The sequence below is a fragment of the Pseudomonas sp. MF6755 genome (assembly GCF_016405635.1).
Taxonomy (GTDB): domain Bacteria; phylum Pseudomonadota; class Gammaproteobacteria; order Pseudomonadales; family Pseudomonadaceae; genus Aquipseudomonas; species Aquipseudomonas haemolytica.
Map to the genome: position 1 here is coordinate 14,238 of NZ_JAEKDA010000020.1, position 15,893 is coordinate 30,130.

Annotated in this window: 19 protein-coding genes; 1 reads left to right on the plus strand and 18 read right to left on the minus strand. The window is 59.2% G+C overall.

The annotated features are described in order from the left end of the window. Window positions 1–2 precede the first annotated feature (2 nt). From JFT66_RS24045 to trmJ, 14 genes are all read right to left on the minus strand, one after another. Entirely contained in the window at window positions 3–995 is a 993-nt protein-coding gene (locus JFT66_RS24045) for a RodZ domain-containing protein (RefSeq protein WP_153839138.1), read from the minus strand. Next, on the minus strand, window positions 995–1,753 hold the full coding sequence (gene pilW / locus JFT66_RS24050) for a type IV pilus biogenesis/stability protein PilW (protein WP_153839139.1): 759 nt from the start codon (window positions 1,751–1,753) through the stop codon (window positions 995–997). Before pilW ends, JFT66_RS24045 begins: the two co-directional genes overlap by 1 nt. A gap of 12 nt (window positions 1,754–1,765) precedes the next feature. Further along, window positions 1,766–2,914 (minus strand): 23S rRNA (adenine(2503)-C(2))-methyltransferase RlmN, encoded by a 1,149-nt coding sequence (gene rlmN / locus JFT66_RS24055; RefSeq protein ID WP_005791178.1) that lies wholly within the window; start codon window positions 2,912–2,914, stop codon window positions 1,766–1,768. Window positions 2,915–2,943: 29 nt separating this feature from the next. Beyond that, a complete protein-coding gene (ndk, locus tag JFT66_RS24060) occupies window positions 2,944–3,369 on the minus strand; it encodes a nucleoside-diphosphate kinase (RefSeq protein ID WP_003175956.1) in 426 nt (141 codons plus the stop codon). Window positions 3,370–3,461: 92 nt separating this feature from the next. After that, the gene (iscX, locus tag JFT66_RS24065; protein ID WP_198860324.1) at window positions 3,462–3,662 is read right to left on the minus strand and encodes a Fe-S cluster assembly protein IscX; all 201 of its coding nucleotides are present in this window, start codon (window positions 3,660–3,662) and stop codon (window positions 3,462–3,464) included. A gap of 14 nt (window positions 3,663–3,676) precedes the next feature. Beyond that, window positions 3,677–4,018: an ISC system 2Fe-2S type ferredoxin gene (gene fdx, locus JFT66_RS24070; RefSeq protein WP_034115893.1), complete on the minus strand. Its 342-nt coding sequence runs from the start codon at window positions 4,016–4,018 to the stop codon at window positions 3,677–3,679. Between the two features lie 3 nt (window positions 4,019–4,021). Further along, window positions 4,022–5,884, minus strand: a complete 1,863-nt coding sequence (gene hscA / locus JFT66_RS24075; protein WP_034115894.1) for a Fe-S protein assembly chaperone HscA — start codon at window positions 5,882–5,884, stop codon at window positions 4,022–4,024. A 51-nt stretch (window positions 5,885–5,935) separates the two neighbouring features. After that, window positions 5,936–6,457 carry a co-chaperone HscB gene (gene hscB, locus JFT66_RS24080; RefSeq protein WP_034115895.1) on the minus strand — a complete coding sequence of 174 codons (522 nt, stop codon included), beginning with the start codon at window positions 6,455–6,457 and terminating at the stop codon, window positions 5,936–5,938. An 8-nt stretch (window positions 6,458–6,465) separates the two neighbouring features. Then, window positions 6,466–6,789, minus strand: coding sequence for an iron-sulfur cluster assembly protein IscA (gene iscA, locus JFT66_RS24085; RefSeq protein ID WP_003175963.1), 324 nt, complete (start codon window positions 6,787–6,789; stop codon window positions 6,466–6,468). A gap of 28 nt (window positions 6,790–6,817) precedes the next feature. After that, window positions 6,818–7,204 carry a Fe-S cluster assembly scaffold IscU gene (iscU, locus tag JFT66_RS24090; RefSeq protein ID WP_003175965.1) on the minus strand — a complete coding sequence of 129 codons (387 nt, stop codon included), beginning with the start codon at window positions 7,202–7,204 and terminating at the stop codon, window positions 6,818–6,820. A 99-nt stretch (window positions 7,205–7,303) separates the two neighbouring features. Beyond that, complete coding sequence (locus JFT66_RS24095) at window positions 7,304–8,518, minus strand: IscS subfamily cysteine desulfurase (RefSeq protein WP_034115896.1); 1,215 nt, start codon at window positions 8,516–8,518, stop codon at window positions 7,304–7,306. 50 nt (window positions 8,519–8,568) lie between these two features. Continuing rightward, window positions 8,569–9,060, minus strand: coding sequence for a Fe-S cluster assembly transcriptional regulator IscR (iscR, locus tag JFT66_RS24100; protein ID WP_003194020.1), 492 nt, complete (start codon window positions 9,058–9,060; stop codon window positions 8,569–8,571). Window positions 9,061–9,360: 300 nt separating this feature from the next. Beyond that, window positions 9,361–10,146 carry a serine O-acetyltransferase gene (cysE, locus tag JFT66_RS24105; protein WP_034115897.1) on the minus strand — a complete coding sequence of 262 codons (786 nt, stop codon included), beginning with the start codon at window positions 10,144–10,146 and terminating at the stop codon, window positions 9,361–9,363. Between the two features lie 2 nt (window positions 10,147–10,148). Then, window positions 10,149–10,919: a tRNA (cytosine(32)/uridine(32)-2'-O)-methyltransferase TrmJ gene (gene trmJ / locus JFT66_RS24110; protein WP_198860325.1), complete on the minus strand. Its 771-nt coding sequence runs from the start codon at window positions 10,917–10,919 to the stop codon at window positions 10,149–10,151. Between the two features lie 145 nt (window positions 10,920–11,064). Here trmJ and suhB point away from each other — a divergent pair, with 145 nt between their 5' ends. Beyond that, window positions 11,065–11,880 carry a type III secretion system regulator SuhB gene (suhB, locus tag JFT66_RS24115; RefSeq protein ID WP_198860326.1) on the plus strand — a complete coding sequence of 272 codons (816 nt, stop codon included), beginning with the start codon at window positions 11,065–11,067 and terminating at the stop codon, window positions 11,878–11,880. 145 nt (window positions 11,881–12,025) lie between these two features. Here suhB and JFT66_RS24120 read toward each other — a convergent pair whose 3' ends face one another. The 4 genes from JFT66_RS24120 to yajC all read right to left on the minus strand — a co-directional run bounded on the left by JFT66_RS24120 (window position 12,026) and on the right by yajC (window position 15,885). Next, window positions 12,026–12,568, minus strand: coding sequence for a glycine zipper 2TM domain-containing protein (locus tag JFT66_RS24120; protein WP_034115899.1), 543 nt, complete (start codon window positions 12,566–12,568; stop codon window positions 12,026–12,028). 123 nt (window positions 12,569–12,691) lie between these two features. Further along, a complete protein-coding gene (secF, locus tag JFT66_RS24125; RefSeq protein ID WP_034115900.1) occupies window positions 12,692–13,606 on the minus strand; it encodes a protein translocase subunit SecF in 915 nt (304 codons plus the stop codon). A gap of 9 nt (window positions 13,607–13,615) precedes the next feature. Continuing rightward, on the minus strand, window positions 13,616–15,484 hold the full coding sequence (secD, locus tag JFT66_RS24130) for a protein translocase subunit SecD (protein WP_034115901.1): 1,869 nt from the start codon (window positions 15,482–15,484) through the stop codon (window positions 13,616–13,618). A 62-nt stretch (window positions 15,485–15,546) separates the two neighbouring features. Beyond that, complete coding sequence (gene yajC / locus JFT66_RS24135) at window positions 15,547–15,885, minus strand: preprotein translocase subunit YajC (RefSeq protein ID WP_003175975.1); 339 nt, start codon at window positions 15,883–15,885, stop codon at window positions 15,547–15,549. Window positions 15,886–15,893: the final 8 nt, after the last annotated feature.

A 15,893-nucleotide genomic window follows, 5' to 3' on the forward strand; every position in this document is an offset into this window, starting at 1 on the left:
GACTATTGTCCCAACTTGAGGCGAGCAGTCTCGCCACTGGTGAACGGCGCCACGTCTACAGGCTGGCCGTTGTAGGCCACTTGCGCGCCACGGGCAAAGCCCAGACGCAGCGTCAAAGGAGGCTTGCCGCCCTGGTCAAGCGTATCTCCCTTACGCTTCAAACCGCTGAACAGCACTTTGCCGTTGCCATCGGTGACCTGCGTCCAGCAGTCAGCGATGAAGGTAATCTGTACGCGCCCGTCACCGGCGATCAACGCTGGGGTGGTGGGAGGCGACATCGCCGGTGCGGCTGGCGCGGTGGCCGGTGGCGCAGCCGCAGGTGTCGCTGCGGCTGGAGCCTGGGCCACAGGCGCTGTCGTAGTGGCTGGAGCCGCCGGTACCGCTGCAGTCGCAGCCGGTGCCGGTGCCGTGCCGGTTTCTGGCACTGGCTGCTCAGCAGTGGCCGGCGCTTCTGGCGTTGTTTGCCCTTCTGCAACGGCCTGGTCTTCCGGCTCATCCAGCGGATGAATCTGGGTGGTGCCATCGGCGCTTTCGACTTCGACGTGCTCCAGGGCGTTGCTGGTCAGGTCTTTGCTGCGCTGGGAGGCCTGGTCTTGCCACCAGACGAAACCGCCGCCGATCACAGCGATGAGTAGCAACAGGCTGACAATCCGCAAAATCGTGTGGGAAACCCGCGTCGGCTCTTCGATCCGGCCCAGGCCATGGACATTACTGCCCTGGGAGTCGGTACCGGTGAACTGGTCGAACTCCTGCACCAGCACGGTCTGGTCGATACCCAGCAACTTGGCATAGGCGCGAATATAGCCGCGGGCAAACGTGTGCCCAGGCAGCTTGTCGAACGCGCCGGCTTCCAGGTTGGCCAGGGACGTGCTGGTCAAATTGAGCTTGAGGGCCACTTCCGCCAGCGACCAACCATTGCTTTCGCGGGCCTGACGCAAGGTTTCGCCTGGGTTTACGCGATTAGCTGCTACATCTTCCGGGTGCGCGGCTTTCATCATTGCTCCGACAGGTATTGCTGATATTCCGGCGTACCGGGATAGAGTCGTTCGAGTTGCTGGCCAAAACGTGCGGCCGTGTCGTGTTCTTCATGAACCGTCGCCAGGCGCACACCGAGCAATAGACTACGTGCATTTTGCCCACTGAGCAGGCTAAAACGCTCGTAATAGTCTCGTGCAGGCACATAATGCCTGTCTTCGTAAGACAACTCAGCCATTTCGAGCAATGCCCGGGGTTGGCGGTTGTTCAGGTGCAGGGCTTTTTCCAGTTGCTGACGCGCGCTGTTGCGCTGGCCGAGGCGCAGCGAGGTCACCCCGAGGTTCTCGAACACCCGCGAACGCTCTGGGTAGAGGGTATCGGTGGTAGCTTGCTGGAAATAACGCGACGCCAGGTCATAGCGTTTCTGCTCGAACAGGAAACTGCCGTAGTTGTTCAGCAGCCGCGGGTCGGCAGGACGGGAGGCCAGGGCCTTGTGGAAATAACGGTCGGCCAGTTCAGGCTCGGCCTGGGCCTGGAACACGAGGGCCAGTGCGGCATTGGCGTCAGCATCATCGCGGTCCAGCTCAAGGGCTTTTTTCAATGGCACCTTGGCCTGCTCGCTCATGCCTTGGCGCAGGTAACCCAAACCCAGTTGCACATAGGCAACTCGCGCCTCATCACGGCCTTTATCCGTTTGCAAAGGGCTGTCATGGCCCGATGAAACGCAACCGGCCACGAGGCCGGTAACCAGTAAAAGCAGCGCAAGGCGCAAGGGCATAGAGATCCTCTCTCAGATTCGATTCACAGCAATTTGCGGCAAATCTTCAGCGGCGTTAAGTTCGCGCACGGCGATATAACGTTCGCTGCGGCGGGTGCGGTCCATCACCTGCCCTACCAATTGACCACAGGCGGCGTCGATGTCTTCACCACGGGTGGTGCGCACGGTGACGTTGTAGCCGGCCTGGTGCAGTTGATCCTGGAAACGGCGGATGGCGTTGTTGCTCGGCCGCTCGTAGCCAGAATGAGGAAACGGGTTGAACGGAATCAAGTTGATCTTGCACGGGGTGTTCTTGAGCAATTCGATCATCTCGACCGCGTGCTCGACCTTGTCGTTGATGTCCTTGAGCATGGTGTACTCAATGGTCAGCACCCGCTTCTCACCCAGGGTCGCCATGTAGCGCTGGCAAGATTCGAGCAGCATCTTAAGCGGATACTTCTTGTTGATCGGCACCAATTGGTTACGCAATGCGTCATTGGGTGCGTGCAGCGACAACGCCAGGGAGACGTCGATGTGCTTGGCCAGCTCATCGATCATCGGTACCACGCCGGAGGTCGACAGAGTCACACGGCGCTTGGAGATGCCGTAGCCCAGGTCGTCCATCATCAGGTGCATGGCCGCAATCACGTTGTCGAAGTTCAGCAGCGGCTCACCCATGCCCATCATCACCACGTTGGTGATGGCACGGTCGACGGTCGCCGGGACGCTGCCAAAGGATTTGTTGGCAATCCACACCTGGCCGATGACTTCGGCGGCGGTAAGGTTGCTATTGAAGCCTTGCTTGCCGGTGGAGCAGAAACTGCAATCCAGGGCACAGCCTGCCTGGGACGAAACGCACAAGGTGCCGCGTTTGCCCTGGGGAATGTACACGGTCTCGACGCAGCTGCCGGACGCCACGCGCACCACCCACTTACGGGTGCCGTCGCTGGAAATGTCCTCGCTGACAACCTCGGGACCACGTACCTCGGCAATGGCCTTGAGCTTGTCGCGCAGGGCCTTGCTGACGTTCGTCATGGCGTCGAAATCGTCGACGCCAAAGTGGTGAATCCACTTCATTACCTGACCGGCACGGAAACGCTTCTCCCCGATTGAGTCGAAGAATTTCTCCATTTCCGGCTGAGTCAGACCCAGCAGGTTGGTTTTAACAGTCGATGTAGTCATGGATTCACCCTCACTCTTTAAGCCGATGCTTAGCGAGCGGTTACTTCAGTAGCAGCGAAAAAGTACGAGATTTCGCGAGCAGCAGCGGCTTCGGAGTCCGAACCGTGAACAGCGTTGGCGTCGATGGACTCAGCGAAGTCAGCACGGATGGTGCCGGCAGCGGCTTCTTTAGGGTTGGTAGCGCCCATCAGCTCACGGTTCAGAGCGATAGCGTTTTCGCCTTCCAGAACCTGGACAACAACAGGACCGGAGATCATGAAGGCAACCAGGTCGCCGAAGAAGCCACGAGCGCTGTGCTCAGCGTAGAAGCCTTCAGCTTCAGCCTTGGACAGTTGCTTGAGTTTCGAAGCTACAACCTTCAGGCCGGCTTTTTCGAAACGAGTGGTGATCTCGCCGATGACGTTTTTTGCAACTGCGTCAGGCTTGATGATGGAGAAAGTACGTTGAACAGCCATGGTGTAACTCCAGAAACGGTAATTTACGAAAAATTAAACCCGCGAATTATACGCGGGTTATTGGGTATTGCCTAACTGCGTAAAAAGGCGGCTCAGTCTGCTTCTTCGATCCACAGGCCTTGAATCGCCTCCAGAACCTTTTCGCCACCCCGGTCAGGGATGTCGTCGAAGTCCGGCAGTTCCACCACCAGATTGCGCAGCTTGACGAAGTTCACAGTAAGAGGATTGACCTCAGGATGAGCTTCAGCAAGTTGTATAGCGATTTCTTGTACATCAACCCATTTCAGGCTCATGACATTTCCTTGAATCAATGCGGCGCTTCGGCCGCATGGTTGAGCGAATATTTCGGAATTTCGACGGTGAGGTCTTCAGTCCCCACTTTCGCCTGACAACTCAGACGCGACGTCGGCTCCAGGCCCCACGCCCTATCAAGATAGTCTTCTTCCAGATCATCGGCCTCGTTGAGGCTATCGAAACCTTTACGAATGACGCAGTGACACGTGGTGCAGGCATTAACGCCGCCACAGGCACTTTCGATCTCGATGTGGTGGTCATGCGCGACTTCGAGGATGGACTTGCCGGTCTCAGCCTCCACGACCATGCCTTCCGGGCAATGTTCGGCGTGCGGTAGAAAAGTGACCTGCGGCATCAGTTATTCCTCGATTTCATTCAGGTTGCGCCCCGCCAGCGCGGCTTTCACCGTCTGATCCATGCGGCGGGCGGCAAAGGCATCAGTCACTTGCGACAGACGCTTGGTCTGCTGCTCGATGGCATAGCCATCGTTGCCTTTCATCAATTCGGCCAGTTCCTGCATCTGCAGGTCGATGACCATGCGTTCTTCAGCATCGAGCAGACGCTCACCATCGGCTTCAAGGGCGCCCTGCACCGCTTCGAGCAGGCGCTGGGCATCCACTTGCTGTTCACGCAGTACGCGGGCGACCTTGTCGTCACCGGCGTACTGGAACGAATCCTTAAGCATCTTGGCGATTTCACCGTCGGTCAGGCCGTAGGACGGCTTGACCTGAATGCTGGCTTCAACACCCGAAGCCAGCTCACGAGCAGCCACGCTGAGCAGGCCATCGGCATCGACCTGGAAGGTCACGCGAATCTTCGCCGCACCCGCGACCATGGCCGGGATACCGCGCAATTCAAAGCGCGCCAGCGAGCGGCAGTCGCTGATCAGCTCACGCTCGCCTTGCAGCACATGAATCATCATGGCCGTCTGGCCGTCTTTGTAAGTGGTGAAATCCTGGGCGCGGGCGACGGGGATGGTGGTGTTGCGTGGAATCACCTTCTCCATCAAGCCGCCCATGGTTTCCAGCCCCAGGGACAGCGGGATCACGTCGAGCAGCAGCAATTCGCCACCATCGCGCTTGTTGCCGGCCAAGGTATCGGCCTGGATCGCGGCACCGATGGCGACGACTTGATCCGGGTCGATTTCAGTCAGCGGCTGGCGACCAAAGGCTTCGGCCACGGCTTCGCGAACCCGTGGGACGCGGGTCGAACCGCCGACCATGACCACAGCGGCCACGTCTTCCAGCTCGACACCGGAGTCACGCACGGCACGGCGACACGCCTTGAGGCTGCGAGCGACCATGGGCTCGATCAGCGTATCGAAAGCTTCGCGAGTCAGCTGGGCCGACCAGCTACCGTAGGAAACCTCAGCAGAAGCGGCATCGGTAAGTGCTTCTTTGGCCGCACAGGCAGTTTGCAGCAGATTACGCTGCGCGCCCGGGTCCAGGTCGGCAGACAAACCGGCGCTGGTGATGATCCAGCCGGCAATCGCGTGGTCGAAGTCATCGCCGCCCAGGGCAGTATCGCCACCGGTGGCCAGCACTTCGAACACACCGCCGGTCAGGCGCAGAATCGAGATATCAAAGGTGCCACCGCCCAGGTCATAGATAGCAACCAGGCCTTCAGCGTGCTGATCCAAGCCATAGGCCACAGCGGCCGCAGTCGGCTCGTTCAGCAGGCGCAGCACGTTCAGACCGGCGAGTTTCGCCGCATCCTTGGTGGCTTGACGCTGAGCATCGTCGAAATACGCAGGAACAGTGATCACCGCGCCGACCAGTTCACCGCCCAAGGTAGTTTCCGCACGCTGGCGTAGCACCTTGAGGATATCGGCTGACACTTCCACCGGGCTTTTAGGCCCCTGGATGGTGTCGATGAACGGCATATGGGACTCACCGCCCACAAAGCGGTACGGCAGCTGATCGCCCAACTGCTTGACGTCGGACAGACCACGACCCATCAAGCGCTTGACCGATAGCACGGTATTGAGGGGGTCCGAGGACGCTGCCAGCTTGGCCGACTCGCCGACTTCGGTACGATCAGCGTGATAGCGCACAGCAGACGGCAGGATCACCTGGCCATCGGCGTCGGGCAGTGGCTCGGACAGGCCGCTGCGCAAGGCGGCGACCAGGGAATTGGTGGTGCCCAGGTCAATCCCGACCGCCAGGCGACGCTGGTGCGGTTGAGGGCTTTGGCCGGGTTCGGCGATTTGCAGTAGGGCCATGGTAATCAGGTCTTATCTGTCTATCAGGCGTGCATCACGGGCAGCACTGGGTTAATCGTCGAGGCGCTCTTCTAGCTGGCGCACTTCGTAGGTGAGCTTGTCGAGGAACTGCATGCGCCGCATCAGGCGTTCGGCCTGTTCGCGTTGCACAGCATCATCCCAACAGGCTGCGAAGCTTTCGTTGAGCTCATCCTGGGCGTTTTTTAGACGGCGCTTGAAGACCGCGACGCCAGCCACATCGGCTTCGTCCTGCAAATCTTCGAGCTCTTCGCGCCACTGCATCTGCTGCATGAGGAAGTCAGGATCGTGCACCGTGACTTCCAACGGCAACTCACCACCGTTCATCGCGAGCAGGTAGCGCGCGCGTTTCGCAGGGCTTTTGAGCGTCTGATAGGCTTCGTTGAGGCTGGCCGATTGCTCCAGGGCCAGGCGTTGCTCACGCTCGGAAGCGTCAGCGAAGCGGTCCGGATGCACCCCGCGCGCCAATTCTCGGTAGCGCGTGGCAAGCTGCTCGAGGTCCAGCCGAAAGCTCGGCTGCAGCTCGAATAAAGCGAAATGACAAGGAGTACCCACAAGTAGCCTCAGATGTTGAAGCTTTCGCCGCAGCCACATTCACCGCGTACGTTGGGGTTGTTGAACTTGAAGCCTTCGTTCAACCCTTCCTTGACGAAATCGAGTTCGGTGCCGTCCAGGTAGGTCAGGCTCTTAGGGTCGATGATCACTTTTTCGCCGTGACTTTCGAACACCTGGTCTTCCGCAACCACCTCGTCGACAAACTCCAGCACGTAGGCAAGGCCGGAACAGCCTGTGGTGCGAACACCCAGACGAATCCCCTCACCTTTACCGCGCCCATTCAGGGAGCGGCGAATGTGCTGCGCAGCCGCTTCTGTCATGCTGATAGCCATCGTTGACTCCTTACTCGTCGCCAAATGCTTAGATCAAGCCTTTCTTCTGCTTGTAGTCGCGAACGGCCGCCTTGATGGCGTCTTCCGCGAGTACGGAGCAGTGGATTTTCACTGGCGGCAAGGCCAGTTCTTCGGCCAGCTGGGTGTTGCTGATCGTCACAGCCTCATCCAGGGTCTTGCCTTTCATCCACTCGGTAGCGAGGGAGCTTGAGGCAATGGCGGAACCGCAGCCGTAGGTTTTGAATTTGGCGTCTTCGATAACGCCAGCATCGTTGACCTTGATCTGCAGGCGCATAACGTCGCCGCACGCCGGAGCGCCGACCATGCCGGTGCCGACATCAGGGTCTTCCGCGTTCATCTTGCCGACGTTGCGCGGGTTTTCGTAGTGGTCGATGACCTTTTCGCTGTAAGCCATGGTACTGAATCCTCACTCATCAGGGCCGCTCTGGAACCCTGTAAAAACGCCTGCGTTTTCCGCCACGTTCCTACAGAGCTTGGGTGGCGGCTTCTATATTTAGTGTGCCGCCCACTCGATCTTGGAAATATCGACACCATCTTTGTACATGTCCCACAGCGGCGACAGAACGCGCAGCTTGTTGACGGCTTCGCAGACTTTCTGCGCGGCGTAGTCGACTTGCTCTTCGGTGGTGAAGCGGCCAAATGTAAAGCGGATCGAGCTGTGGGCCAGTTCGTCGTTGCGGCCCAGGGCGCGCAGAACGTACGAAGGCTCAAGCGAGGCCGAGGTGCAGGCCGAACCGGAAGAAACCGCCAGGTCCTTGAGCGCCATGATCAGCGACTCGCCTTCGACGTAGTTGAAGCTCAAATTCAGGTTGTGCGGTACACGGGCGGTCATGCTGCCGTTGATGTACAGCTCTTCAAGGTTCTCGACCTGCTTGTAGAAGCGGTCGCTCAGGGCCTTGATACGCACGTTCTCGGCAGCCATGTCTTCCTTGGCTACGCGAAAGGCTTCGCCCATGCCGACAATCTGGTGGGTCGCCAGGGTGCCCGAACGCATGCCGCGCTCGTGACCGCCGCCGTGCATGGTGGCTTCGATACGCACGCGTGGCTTGCGGCTCACGTACAGCGCGCCGATGCCCTTAGGACCGTAGGTCTTGTGGGCAGAGAACGACATCAGGTCGACTTTCAGCTTGGCCAGGTCGATATCAACCTTGCCGGTGGACTGAGCAGCGTCGACGTGCAGCAACACACCTTTGGAGCGGGTCAGCTCGCCGATGGCCGCGATGTCGTTGATGGTGCCGATTTCGTTGTTCACGTGGATCACGGAAACCAAGATGGTGTCTTCACGCATCGCAGCTTCGATCATGGCCGGGGTGACGATACCGTCGGTGGTCGGCTCGAGGTAGGTGACCTCGAAACCCTCACGTTCCAGTTGGCGCATGGTGTCAAGGACAGCCTTGTGCTCGATCTTGGTGGTGATCAGGTGCTTGCCTTTGGTCGCGTAGAAATGCGCCGCGCCCTTGATAGCCAGGTTGTCGGACTCGGTAGCACCGGAGGTCCAGACGATTTCACGGGGGTCGGCATTGACCAGGTCAGCGACCTGACGACGAGCGTTCTCGACCGCTTCCTCGGCTTTCCAGCCGAATACGTGGGAACGGGAGGCCGGGTTGCCAAAGTTTCCGTCAACCAGCAGGCATTCGCTCATCTTTTGCGCGACACGCGGATCAACCGGGGTGGTCGCTGAGTAATCAAGGTAAATCGGCAATTTCATGGACTTTCTCCTAAATCAGGCTGGCTGGCGTGCCGTTAGCTCTGCGGCTGTCACTCGACGGCGGACGCTTCGATCTTGTCCAGGCGCGGCGCCTTGGTGTTGCAACGGCGCTGGTCCTGACGCTGGGCTACTTCTTGCACCTCACGGCGAGTCACAAGATCAGCCAAGCTGATACCACTCAAAAACTCATGGATCTGCAGGCTCAAGTCACACCACAAGTGGTGCGTCAGGCAGGTATCGCCGGCGTGGCAATCACCCAAACCCTGGCATTTGGTGGCATCGACGGATTCGTTGACCGCGTCGATTACCTGGGCTACCTGGATGCCCTGCATATCGCGGGACAATTGATAACCACCACCTGGACCGCGAACGCTGGAAACCAGATTGCTACGGCGCAATTTGGCGAACAGCTGCTCGAGGTAGGACAGGGAAATGCCTTGGCGCTCGGAGATATCGGCCAGGGACACCGGCCCAGTTTGCGCGTGCAAGGCCAAGTCGAGCATGGCGGTTACCGCGTATCGGCCTTTTGTAGTCAGTCTCATGGACAAGTACCAAGGTGTTTCAGAATGGGAGCAAGTATGCGATTCCCGAGTATTTAAGTCAACTATAAGACCTAGTACTTTAGTCAGGATTACCCGTAAAAAGGGCGCGCGAATCATAGCAGGATGGGGTGGGGACGAACAGCAGGAACAGGACCTGGACTTAATCTCAAGACCAATGGAGATCAAATGCAGGAGCTGGCTTGCCTGCGATTACAATGGATCAGCAGCTCAAGGGGTGACCGGCAGACCGCTATCGCAGGCAAGCCAGCCCCCACGGGAGATTGTTATCGGGCTTAAGATCTAGCCAGCCTTGGTGGCAGCACCTTCGCTCTTGATTTCGGCAAAGTCCTCTTCGCGCAGCTCAGGCAGGTCTTTGGCACTGTAGCTGCTGCCCAACTCCTTCAGCGCACCGCACATACCGTCCAGCTTGCCGTCGACAGCTTGCAGATGATCGAGCAACTGGCCGATAGCGCGAGCCACAGGGTCAGGCATGTCCTCGCTGACACCATAGGCATCAAAACCAATTTTCTCAGCCATGGCCTTACGCTTGGCTTCTTGCTCATCGCCAACTTCCGGCTTGACGATGATTCGGCCCGGAATACCCACAACCGTTGCGCCAGGCGGCACAGCCTTGGTCACCACCGCATTGGAGCCAACCTTGGCACCGGCACCAACGGTGAACGGTCCCAGCACCTTGGCGCCCGCCCCTACCACCACGCCATCACCCAGCGTCGGGTGGCGCTTGCCTTTATTCCAGGTGGTTCCGCCCAAGGTCACGCCCTGGTACAGGGTCACATCATCGCCAATTTCAGCTGTCTCACCGATCACAATGCCCATGCCATGATCGATAAAGAACCGACGACCAACCTTGGCCCCCGGATGGATCTCGATCCCGGTCAACCAGCGCCCGAAGTTCGATACCAGCCGCGCCAGCCATTTCCAGCCCATGCCCCACAGGGCACCAGACAGGCGATGAATCCAGATCGCGTGCATACCCGGGTAGCAGGTCAGCACTTCAAAGGCGTTGCGCGCCGCCGGGTCACGGTGGAAAACACTCTGGATATCTTCTCGCAAACGCTCGAACATTTTTAATCCTTCCGCTTTAGAAGCTCACCACGGGCCGCTTTCTGGGTCTCCGTGAGGATGCCACGCAATATATTCATTTCCGCTCGGCTCACCGAGCTTCGGCCGTACAGGCGGCGCAGGCGCGCCATCAAATGCCGTGGTTTTTCAGGATCAAGAAACTCGATGGCTACCAGGGTTTGCTCCAGGTGCTCATAGAACCGCTCCAGCTCGTCCATGGTGGCCAACTCGCCACTCTTGATCGATGCGACCTCATCCTTTTCCATCTTGCTCGGCTGGCCGGCAGCGGCCAGCCAGGCCATGCGCACTTCGTATGTCAGCACCTGCACCGCCGCCCCGAGGTTCAGCGAGCTGAACTCAGGGTCTGATGGAATGTGCACGTGGTAATGACATCGCTGCAGCTCTTCATTGGTCAGACCGGAGTCTTCACGACCGAATACCAAGGCGATTTCAGCGCCGCCGGCAGCCTCTTCCACCACTTTGGTGCCGCACTCGCGCGGATCCAGCAGCGGCCAAGGGATGCGACGGTCACGGGCGCTGGTGCCGAGCACCAGATTGCAGCCGACCAGGGCGTCTTCCAGAGTGGCGACGACCTGAGCGCTTTCAAGCAAGTCATTGGCGCCGGACGCACGGGCATCGGCCTCGTGGTGCGGGAACACCCGCGGCTCTACCAGCACCAGGCGCGTCAGCCCCATGTTTTTCATGGCTCGCGCCACCCCGCCGATATTGCCGGGATGACTGGTATTGACCAAGACGACACGAATGTTTTGCAGCAAGGGAGGCGCTCTCGGACACGGGAAAGGGGAGCAAATCTTACAGAACAGCCTAAGGTTATGCCATGAAAGCTAACGTCATCCTTCACCTGAAGAAAGTTTCTGCTAGAATGCCCGGCTTTCTTTAACAACCTTAGGTGACACATCCATGCAGCCCATGCTGAATATCGCGCTGCGCGCCGCCCGCAGCGCCAGTGAATTGATCTTCCGCTCCATCGAGCGCCTGGATACCATCAAGGTCGACGAAAAAGACGCCAAGGATTATGTATCCGAGGTGGATCGCGCCGCCGAACAGAAGATCATCGACGCCCTGCGCAAGGCCTACCCTACCCACGGCATCCTCGGTGAGGAAACCGGCCTGCACAAAGGTAGCGGCGAAGGCGAAGACTACCTGTGGATCATCGACCCACTGGATGGCACCACCAACTTCCTGCGCGGCATCCCACACTTTGCCGTGAGCATCGCGTGCAAATACCGTGGCCGCCTGGAACACGCTGTCGTACTCGACCCGGTTCGCCAGGAAGAATTCACCGCCAGCCGTGGCCGTGGTGCCCAGCTGAACGGTCGTCGCCTGCGCGTCAGCAGCCGCACCAGCCTGGAAGGCGCCCTGCTGGGCACCGGTTTCCCGTTCCGTGACGACCAGATGGACAACCTGGAAAACTACCTGGGCATGTTCCGCGCCCTGGTTGGCCAGACCGCCGGCATCCGCCGCGCCGGCGCAGCCAGCCTGGACCTGGCGTATGTCGCCGCCGGTCGTTTTGATGCGTTCTGGGAGTCGGGCCTGTCCGAGTGGGACATGGCTGCAGGCGCACTGTTGATCCAGGAAGCAGGCGGCCTGGTGAGCGACTTCACCGGCGGTCATGACTTCCTTGAGAAAGGCCACGTGGTTGCCGGCAACACCAAATGCTTCAAGGCAGTACTGACGGCGATCCAGCCGCACCTGCCGGCTTCGCTGAAGCGTTAAGCGAGCGAGCACAAAAAAGCACCCCAAGGGGTGCTTTTTTTATGCCTGGGATTTAGGAAATACCCAATTCCCACTGACTCAATACAATCCAATGCGGGAGCTGGCTTGGCTGCCCCCACACTAGGATCGAAGCCAGACCTGGGGATTACTGCTGGTTCTGACCCAGGATCAGACGACCCTCTTTGTCGACTGGAATCTGGCCGCCTGGATCACGGTCCATGCGCACCGAACCTTCCTTACCATCCAGGTTGTACCGCACGTCATAGCCGACAACCTTGTCGCTGATGTCGTTGACGGTGTTACAACGAGTTTGTGTGGTGGTGTAGGTATCGCGGTTCTGCATGCCTTCCTGAACCTTGTTACCGGCATAACCGCCACCGACCGCACCGGCCACGGTGGCCAGCTTCTTACCGTTACCGCCACCGACCTGGTTACCCAACAGGCCACCTGCAAGGGCGCCAACCACGGTACCAGCGATTTGATGCTGGTCTTGCACTGGACGCTGCCGGGTTACGGTGACGTCCTTGCAGACCTCACGAGGGGTTTTAATCTGGGTTTTCACCGGCTGCACCGCCAGCACTTGCGCATACTCAGGGCCGCTTTTTACCAGGCTGTAGGTGGCAACAGCGCCCCCGGCAGTCACACCGACAGCACCCAATACCGCACCAACCAGCAACGACTTGTTCACATGAACCTCCTGACCATCACAAGCGGACCGAAACGTCCGCGCTATACCCAGCCTTGGAGCAAAAAAAAAGGCACGAGTTCAATACTCGTGCCTTCTTTGTAACAGCGTATCAACAAGCACCCATCAAGGGCGGTCGTCGACCTCCTTGCCGGTAGCGGCAGGAGGGATCAGGTCTTCGCTGTTGAGGTTCAGCCAGATCAGCACCACGTTGGCGATGTAGATCGACGAGTAGGTACCCGCCAGCACGCCGATGAACAGCGCCAGGGAGAAGCCCCACAGGTTGTCGCCACCGAAGATCATCAGCGCAGCAATCGCCAGCAAGGTGGAGATCGAGGTCGCCATGGTCCGCAGCAGGGTCTGGGTGGTGGAGATGTTGATGTTCTCGATCAACGACGCCTTGCGCAGTACGCGGAAGTTCTCACGAACCCGGTCGAATACCACGATGGTATCGTTGAGGGAGTAACCAATGATCGCCAGCACAGCCGCCAGCACGGTGAGGTCGAAGGTGATCTGGAAGTACGCCAGGATACCCACGGTCACGATCACGTCGTGTATCAGCGACACAATGGCGCCGACACCGAACTTCCACTGAAAGCGGAATGCGAGGTAGATCATGATCCCCGCCAGTGCCATCAGCATGCCGAGGCCGCCCTGATCGCGCAGCTCTTCACCGACTTGCGGGCCGACGAACTCGACGCGCTTGACCGATGCCGGGTTGTCGCCGCCGACCTTCTGCAAGGCCTCGGCTACCTGGTGACCCAGTTGCGGGTCTTCGCCAGGCATACGCACCAACAGGTCGGTGGTGGCACCAAAGCTCTGCACGATGGCTTCGTGATAGCCGGCCTTGACCAGCTCGCCACGCACCAGTGTAACGTCGGCCGGCTTCTCGTAGGTCAGCTCGATGAGCGTACCGCCGGTGAAGTCCAGACCGTAGTTCAGGCCCTTATGGAACCAGCTGAACAGCGCCAGAACGGTAAGGAGCACAGTGGCGCCGAACGCAATATTGCGAACGCCCATGAAGTTGATTGTACGTAACATGGCAGCCCCTTAAATCCACAACTTCTTGAAGTCACGCCCGCCATAGATCAGGTTGACCATTGCGCGGGTCACCATGATGGCCGTGAACATCGAGGTAAAGATACCGAGGGACATGGTCACCGCAAAACCCTTGACCGGGCCGGTGCCCATGGCAAAGAGAATCCCGCCGACCAGCAATGTGGTCAGGTTGGAGTCGAGAATCGCGGTAAATGCCCGGCCGAAGCCTTCGTTGATTGCACGCTGTACGGTCATGCCATTGGCGATCTCTTCACGAATCCGCGAGAAGATCAGCACGTTGGCGTCTACCGCCATACCCATAGTGAGTACGATACCGGCGATACCTGGCAGGGTCAGCGTGGCACCCAGCAGCGACATCAGCGCCAGCAGCATCACCATGTTGCCCGCCAGCGCGACGGTAGCGATGACGCCAAAGAAACGGTAGATGGCGATGATGAACAGCGACACGAACAACATACCCCACAGCGCCGCATCGACGCCCTTGGTGATGTTGTCGGCACCCAGGCTCGGGCCAATGGTACGTTCTTCAGCGAAGTACATCGGAGCCGCGAGGCCGCCGGCACGCAACAGCAGCGCCAGTTCGGAGGACTCGCCCTGGCCGTTCAGGCCAGTGATGCGGAATTGAGCACCCAGTGGCGACTGGATGGTCGCCAGGCTGATGATCTTCTTCTCTTCCTTGAAGGTCTGTACCGGCACGTCTTTCTCGACGCCATTGACCATTTGCTTGGTGTAGGTGGTTACGGGGCGCTGCTCGATGAAGATCACCGCCATGCTGCGACCGACGTTGCTACGCGTGGCGCGGCTCATCAGTTCGCCGCCGTGACCATCCAGACGGATGTTCACTTCAGGCGTGCCGTGCTCGCCGAAACCGGCTTTGGCATCGGTCACCTGGTCACCGGTGATGATCAGGCCACGCTCGATCAACGCTGGAGGACGGTTGCCTTCACGGAACTCGAACTCTTCGGAAGTCGCGCGGGTAGCACCCGGTTCAGCCGCCAGGCGGAACTCCAGGTTGGCCGTCTTGCCGAGAATACGCTTGGCTTCAGCCGTGTCCTGCACGCCCGGCAGCTCAACCACGATGCGGTTGGCGCCTTGGCGCTGCACGATCGGCTCGGCCACACCCAGCTCGTTGACGCGGTTACGTACCGTGGTCAAGTTCTGCTTGATGGAGTATTCGCGGATTTCCGCGATCTTGGCCGGGCTCATCGCCAGACGCAGCACCGCCTGACCATTAAGGTCCGCCGGCACGATATCGAAATCGTTGAAGTTCTTGCGGATCAGCGCACGGGCCTGTTCGCGGGACGCTTCGTCAGCAAAGCCCAGCTGGATGGCACCGTTGAGCTGCGGCAGGCTGCGATAACGCAACTTCTCTTTGCGTAGCAGGCTCTTCACGTCGCCTTCGTAGACTTTCAGCCGCGCGTCGAGGGCCTTGTCCATGTCCACTTCCAGCAGGAAGTGCACACCACCGGACAAGTCCAGACCCAGCTTCATCGGGTGCGCGCCAATGCTGCGCAGCCATTGTGGCGTGGTCTGTGCCAGGTTCAACGCGACAACGTAGTCGTCACCCATGGCCTTGCGCACGACGTCTTTGGCCGGCAATTGGTCTTCTTGCTTGGTCAGGCGCAACAAGCCGCCTTTGGAACCAGCCGCCAAGGTTGCCGCTTTAACCTGGATACCTGCGTCGTTGAGCGCTTTGCTCGCGCGGTCCAGATCAGCCTGATTGACTTGCAGCGAAGTGCTGGCGCCAGAGATCTGGATCGCAGGGTCATCAGGATAGAGATTGGGAGCGGAATAAATAAAACCGATCGCCAGCACCGCCAGGATCAGTACGTATTTCCACAGAGGGTATTTGTTCAGCATCACGCCGCCCGCTTATAACGCGGGGCGCCTTGCGCGCCCCGTCGATTGGTAAAGGTTGTTACTCAGATCGCTTTGAGCGTGCCTTTAGGCAGCGTGGCGGCGATGGCGCCCTTCTGGAACTTCATTTCGACGGTGTCGGAGACTTCCAGTACCACGAAAGCGTCGGAAACCTTGGTGATCTTGCCGGCGATGCCGCCAGTGGTCACGACTTCGTCGCCTTTCTGCAGGCTGCCCAGCAGGTTTTTCTGCTCTTTGGCGCGCTTGGCCTGTGGACGCCAGATCATCAGGTAGAAGATGACCAGGAAGCCGACCAGGAAAATCCACTCGAAACCACCGCCCATAGGGCCGGCAGCAGCAGGCGCAGCGGCGTCAGCCATGGCGTTAGAGATAAAAAAGCTCATTTAGCACT

Excerpts from the sequence above, each read along its gene's own strand:
- iscX (WP_198860324.1), bottom strand. The coding sequence starts at position 3,662 with ATGAGCCTGAAATGGGTTGATGTACAAGAAATCGCTATACAACTTGCT.
- cysE (WP_034115897.1), bottom strand. The coding sequence starts at position 10,146 with ATGTTCGAGCGTTTGCGAGAAGATATCCAGAGTGTTTTCCACCGTGAC.
- iscA (WP_003175963.1), bottom strand. The coding sequence starts at position 6,789 with ATGGCTATCAGCATGACAGAAGCGGCTGCGCAGCACATTCGCCGCTCC.
- fdx (WP_034115893.1), bottom strand. The coding sequence starts at position 4,018 with ATGCCGCAGGTCACTTTTCTACCGCACGCCGAACATTGCCCGGAAGGC.
- pilW (WP_153839139.1), bottom strand. The coding sequence starts at position 1,753 with ATGCCCTTGCGCCTTGCGCTGCTTTTACTGGTTACCGGCCTCGTGGCC.
- JFT66_RS24045 (WP_153839138.1), bottom strand. The coding sequence starts at position 995 with ATGAAAGCCGCGCACCCGGAAGATGTAGCAGCTAATCGCGTAAACCCA.
- hscA (WP_034115894.1), bottom strand. The coding sequence starts at position 5,884 with ATGGCCCTACTGCAAATCGCCGAACCCGGCCAAAGCCCTCAACCGCAC.
- ndk (WP_003175956.1), bottom strand. The coding sequence starts at position 3,369 with ATGGCTGTTCAACGTACTTTCTCCATCATCAAGCCTGACGCAGTTGCA.
- rlmN (WP_005791178.1), bottom strand. The coding sequence starts at position 2,914 with ATGACTACATCGACTGTTAAAACCAACCTGCTGGGTCTGACTCAGCCG.
- yajC (WP_003175975.1), bottom strand. The coding sequence starts at position 15,885 with ATGAGCTTTTTTATCTCTAACGCCATGGCTGACGCCGCTGCGCCTGCT.
- secF (WP_034115900.1), bottom strand. The coding sequence starts at position 13,606 with ATGTTACGTACAATCAACTTCATGGGCGTTCGCAATATTGCGTTCGGC.
- JFT66_RS24095 (WP_034115896.1), bottom strand. The coding sequence starts at position 8,518 with ATGAAATTGCCGATTTACCTTGATTACTCAGCGACCACCCCGGTTGAT.
- iscR (WP_003194020.1), bottom strand. The coding sequence starts at position 9,060 with ATGAGACTGACTACAAAAGGCCGATACGCGGTAACCGCCATGCTCGAC.
- suhB (WP_198860326.1), top strand. The coding sequence starts at position 11,065 with ATGCAGCCCATGCTGAATATCGCGCTGCGCGCCGCCCGCAGCGCCAGT.
- secD (WP_034115901.1), bottom strand. The coding sequence starts at position 15,484 with ATGCTGAACAAATACCCTCTGTGGAAATACGTACTGATCCTGGCGGTG.
- iscU (WP_003175965.1), bottom strand. The coding sequence starts at position 7,204 with ATGGCTTACAGCGAAAAGGTCATCGACCACTACGAAAACCCGCGCAAC.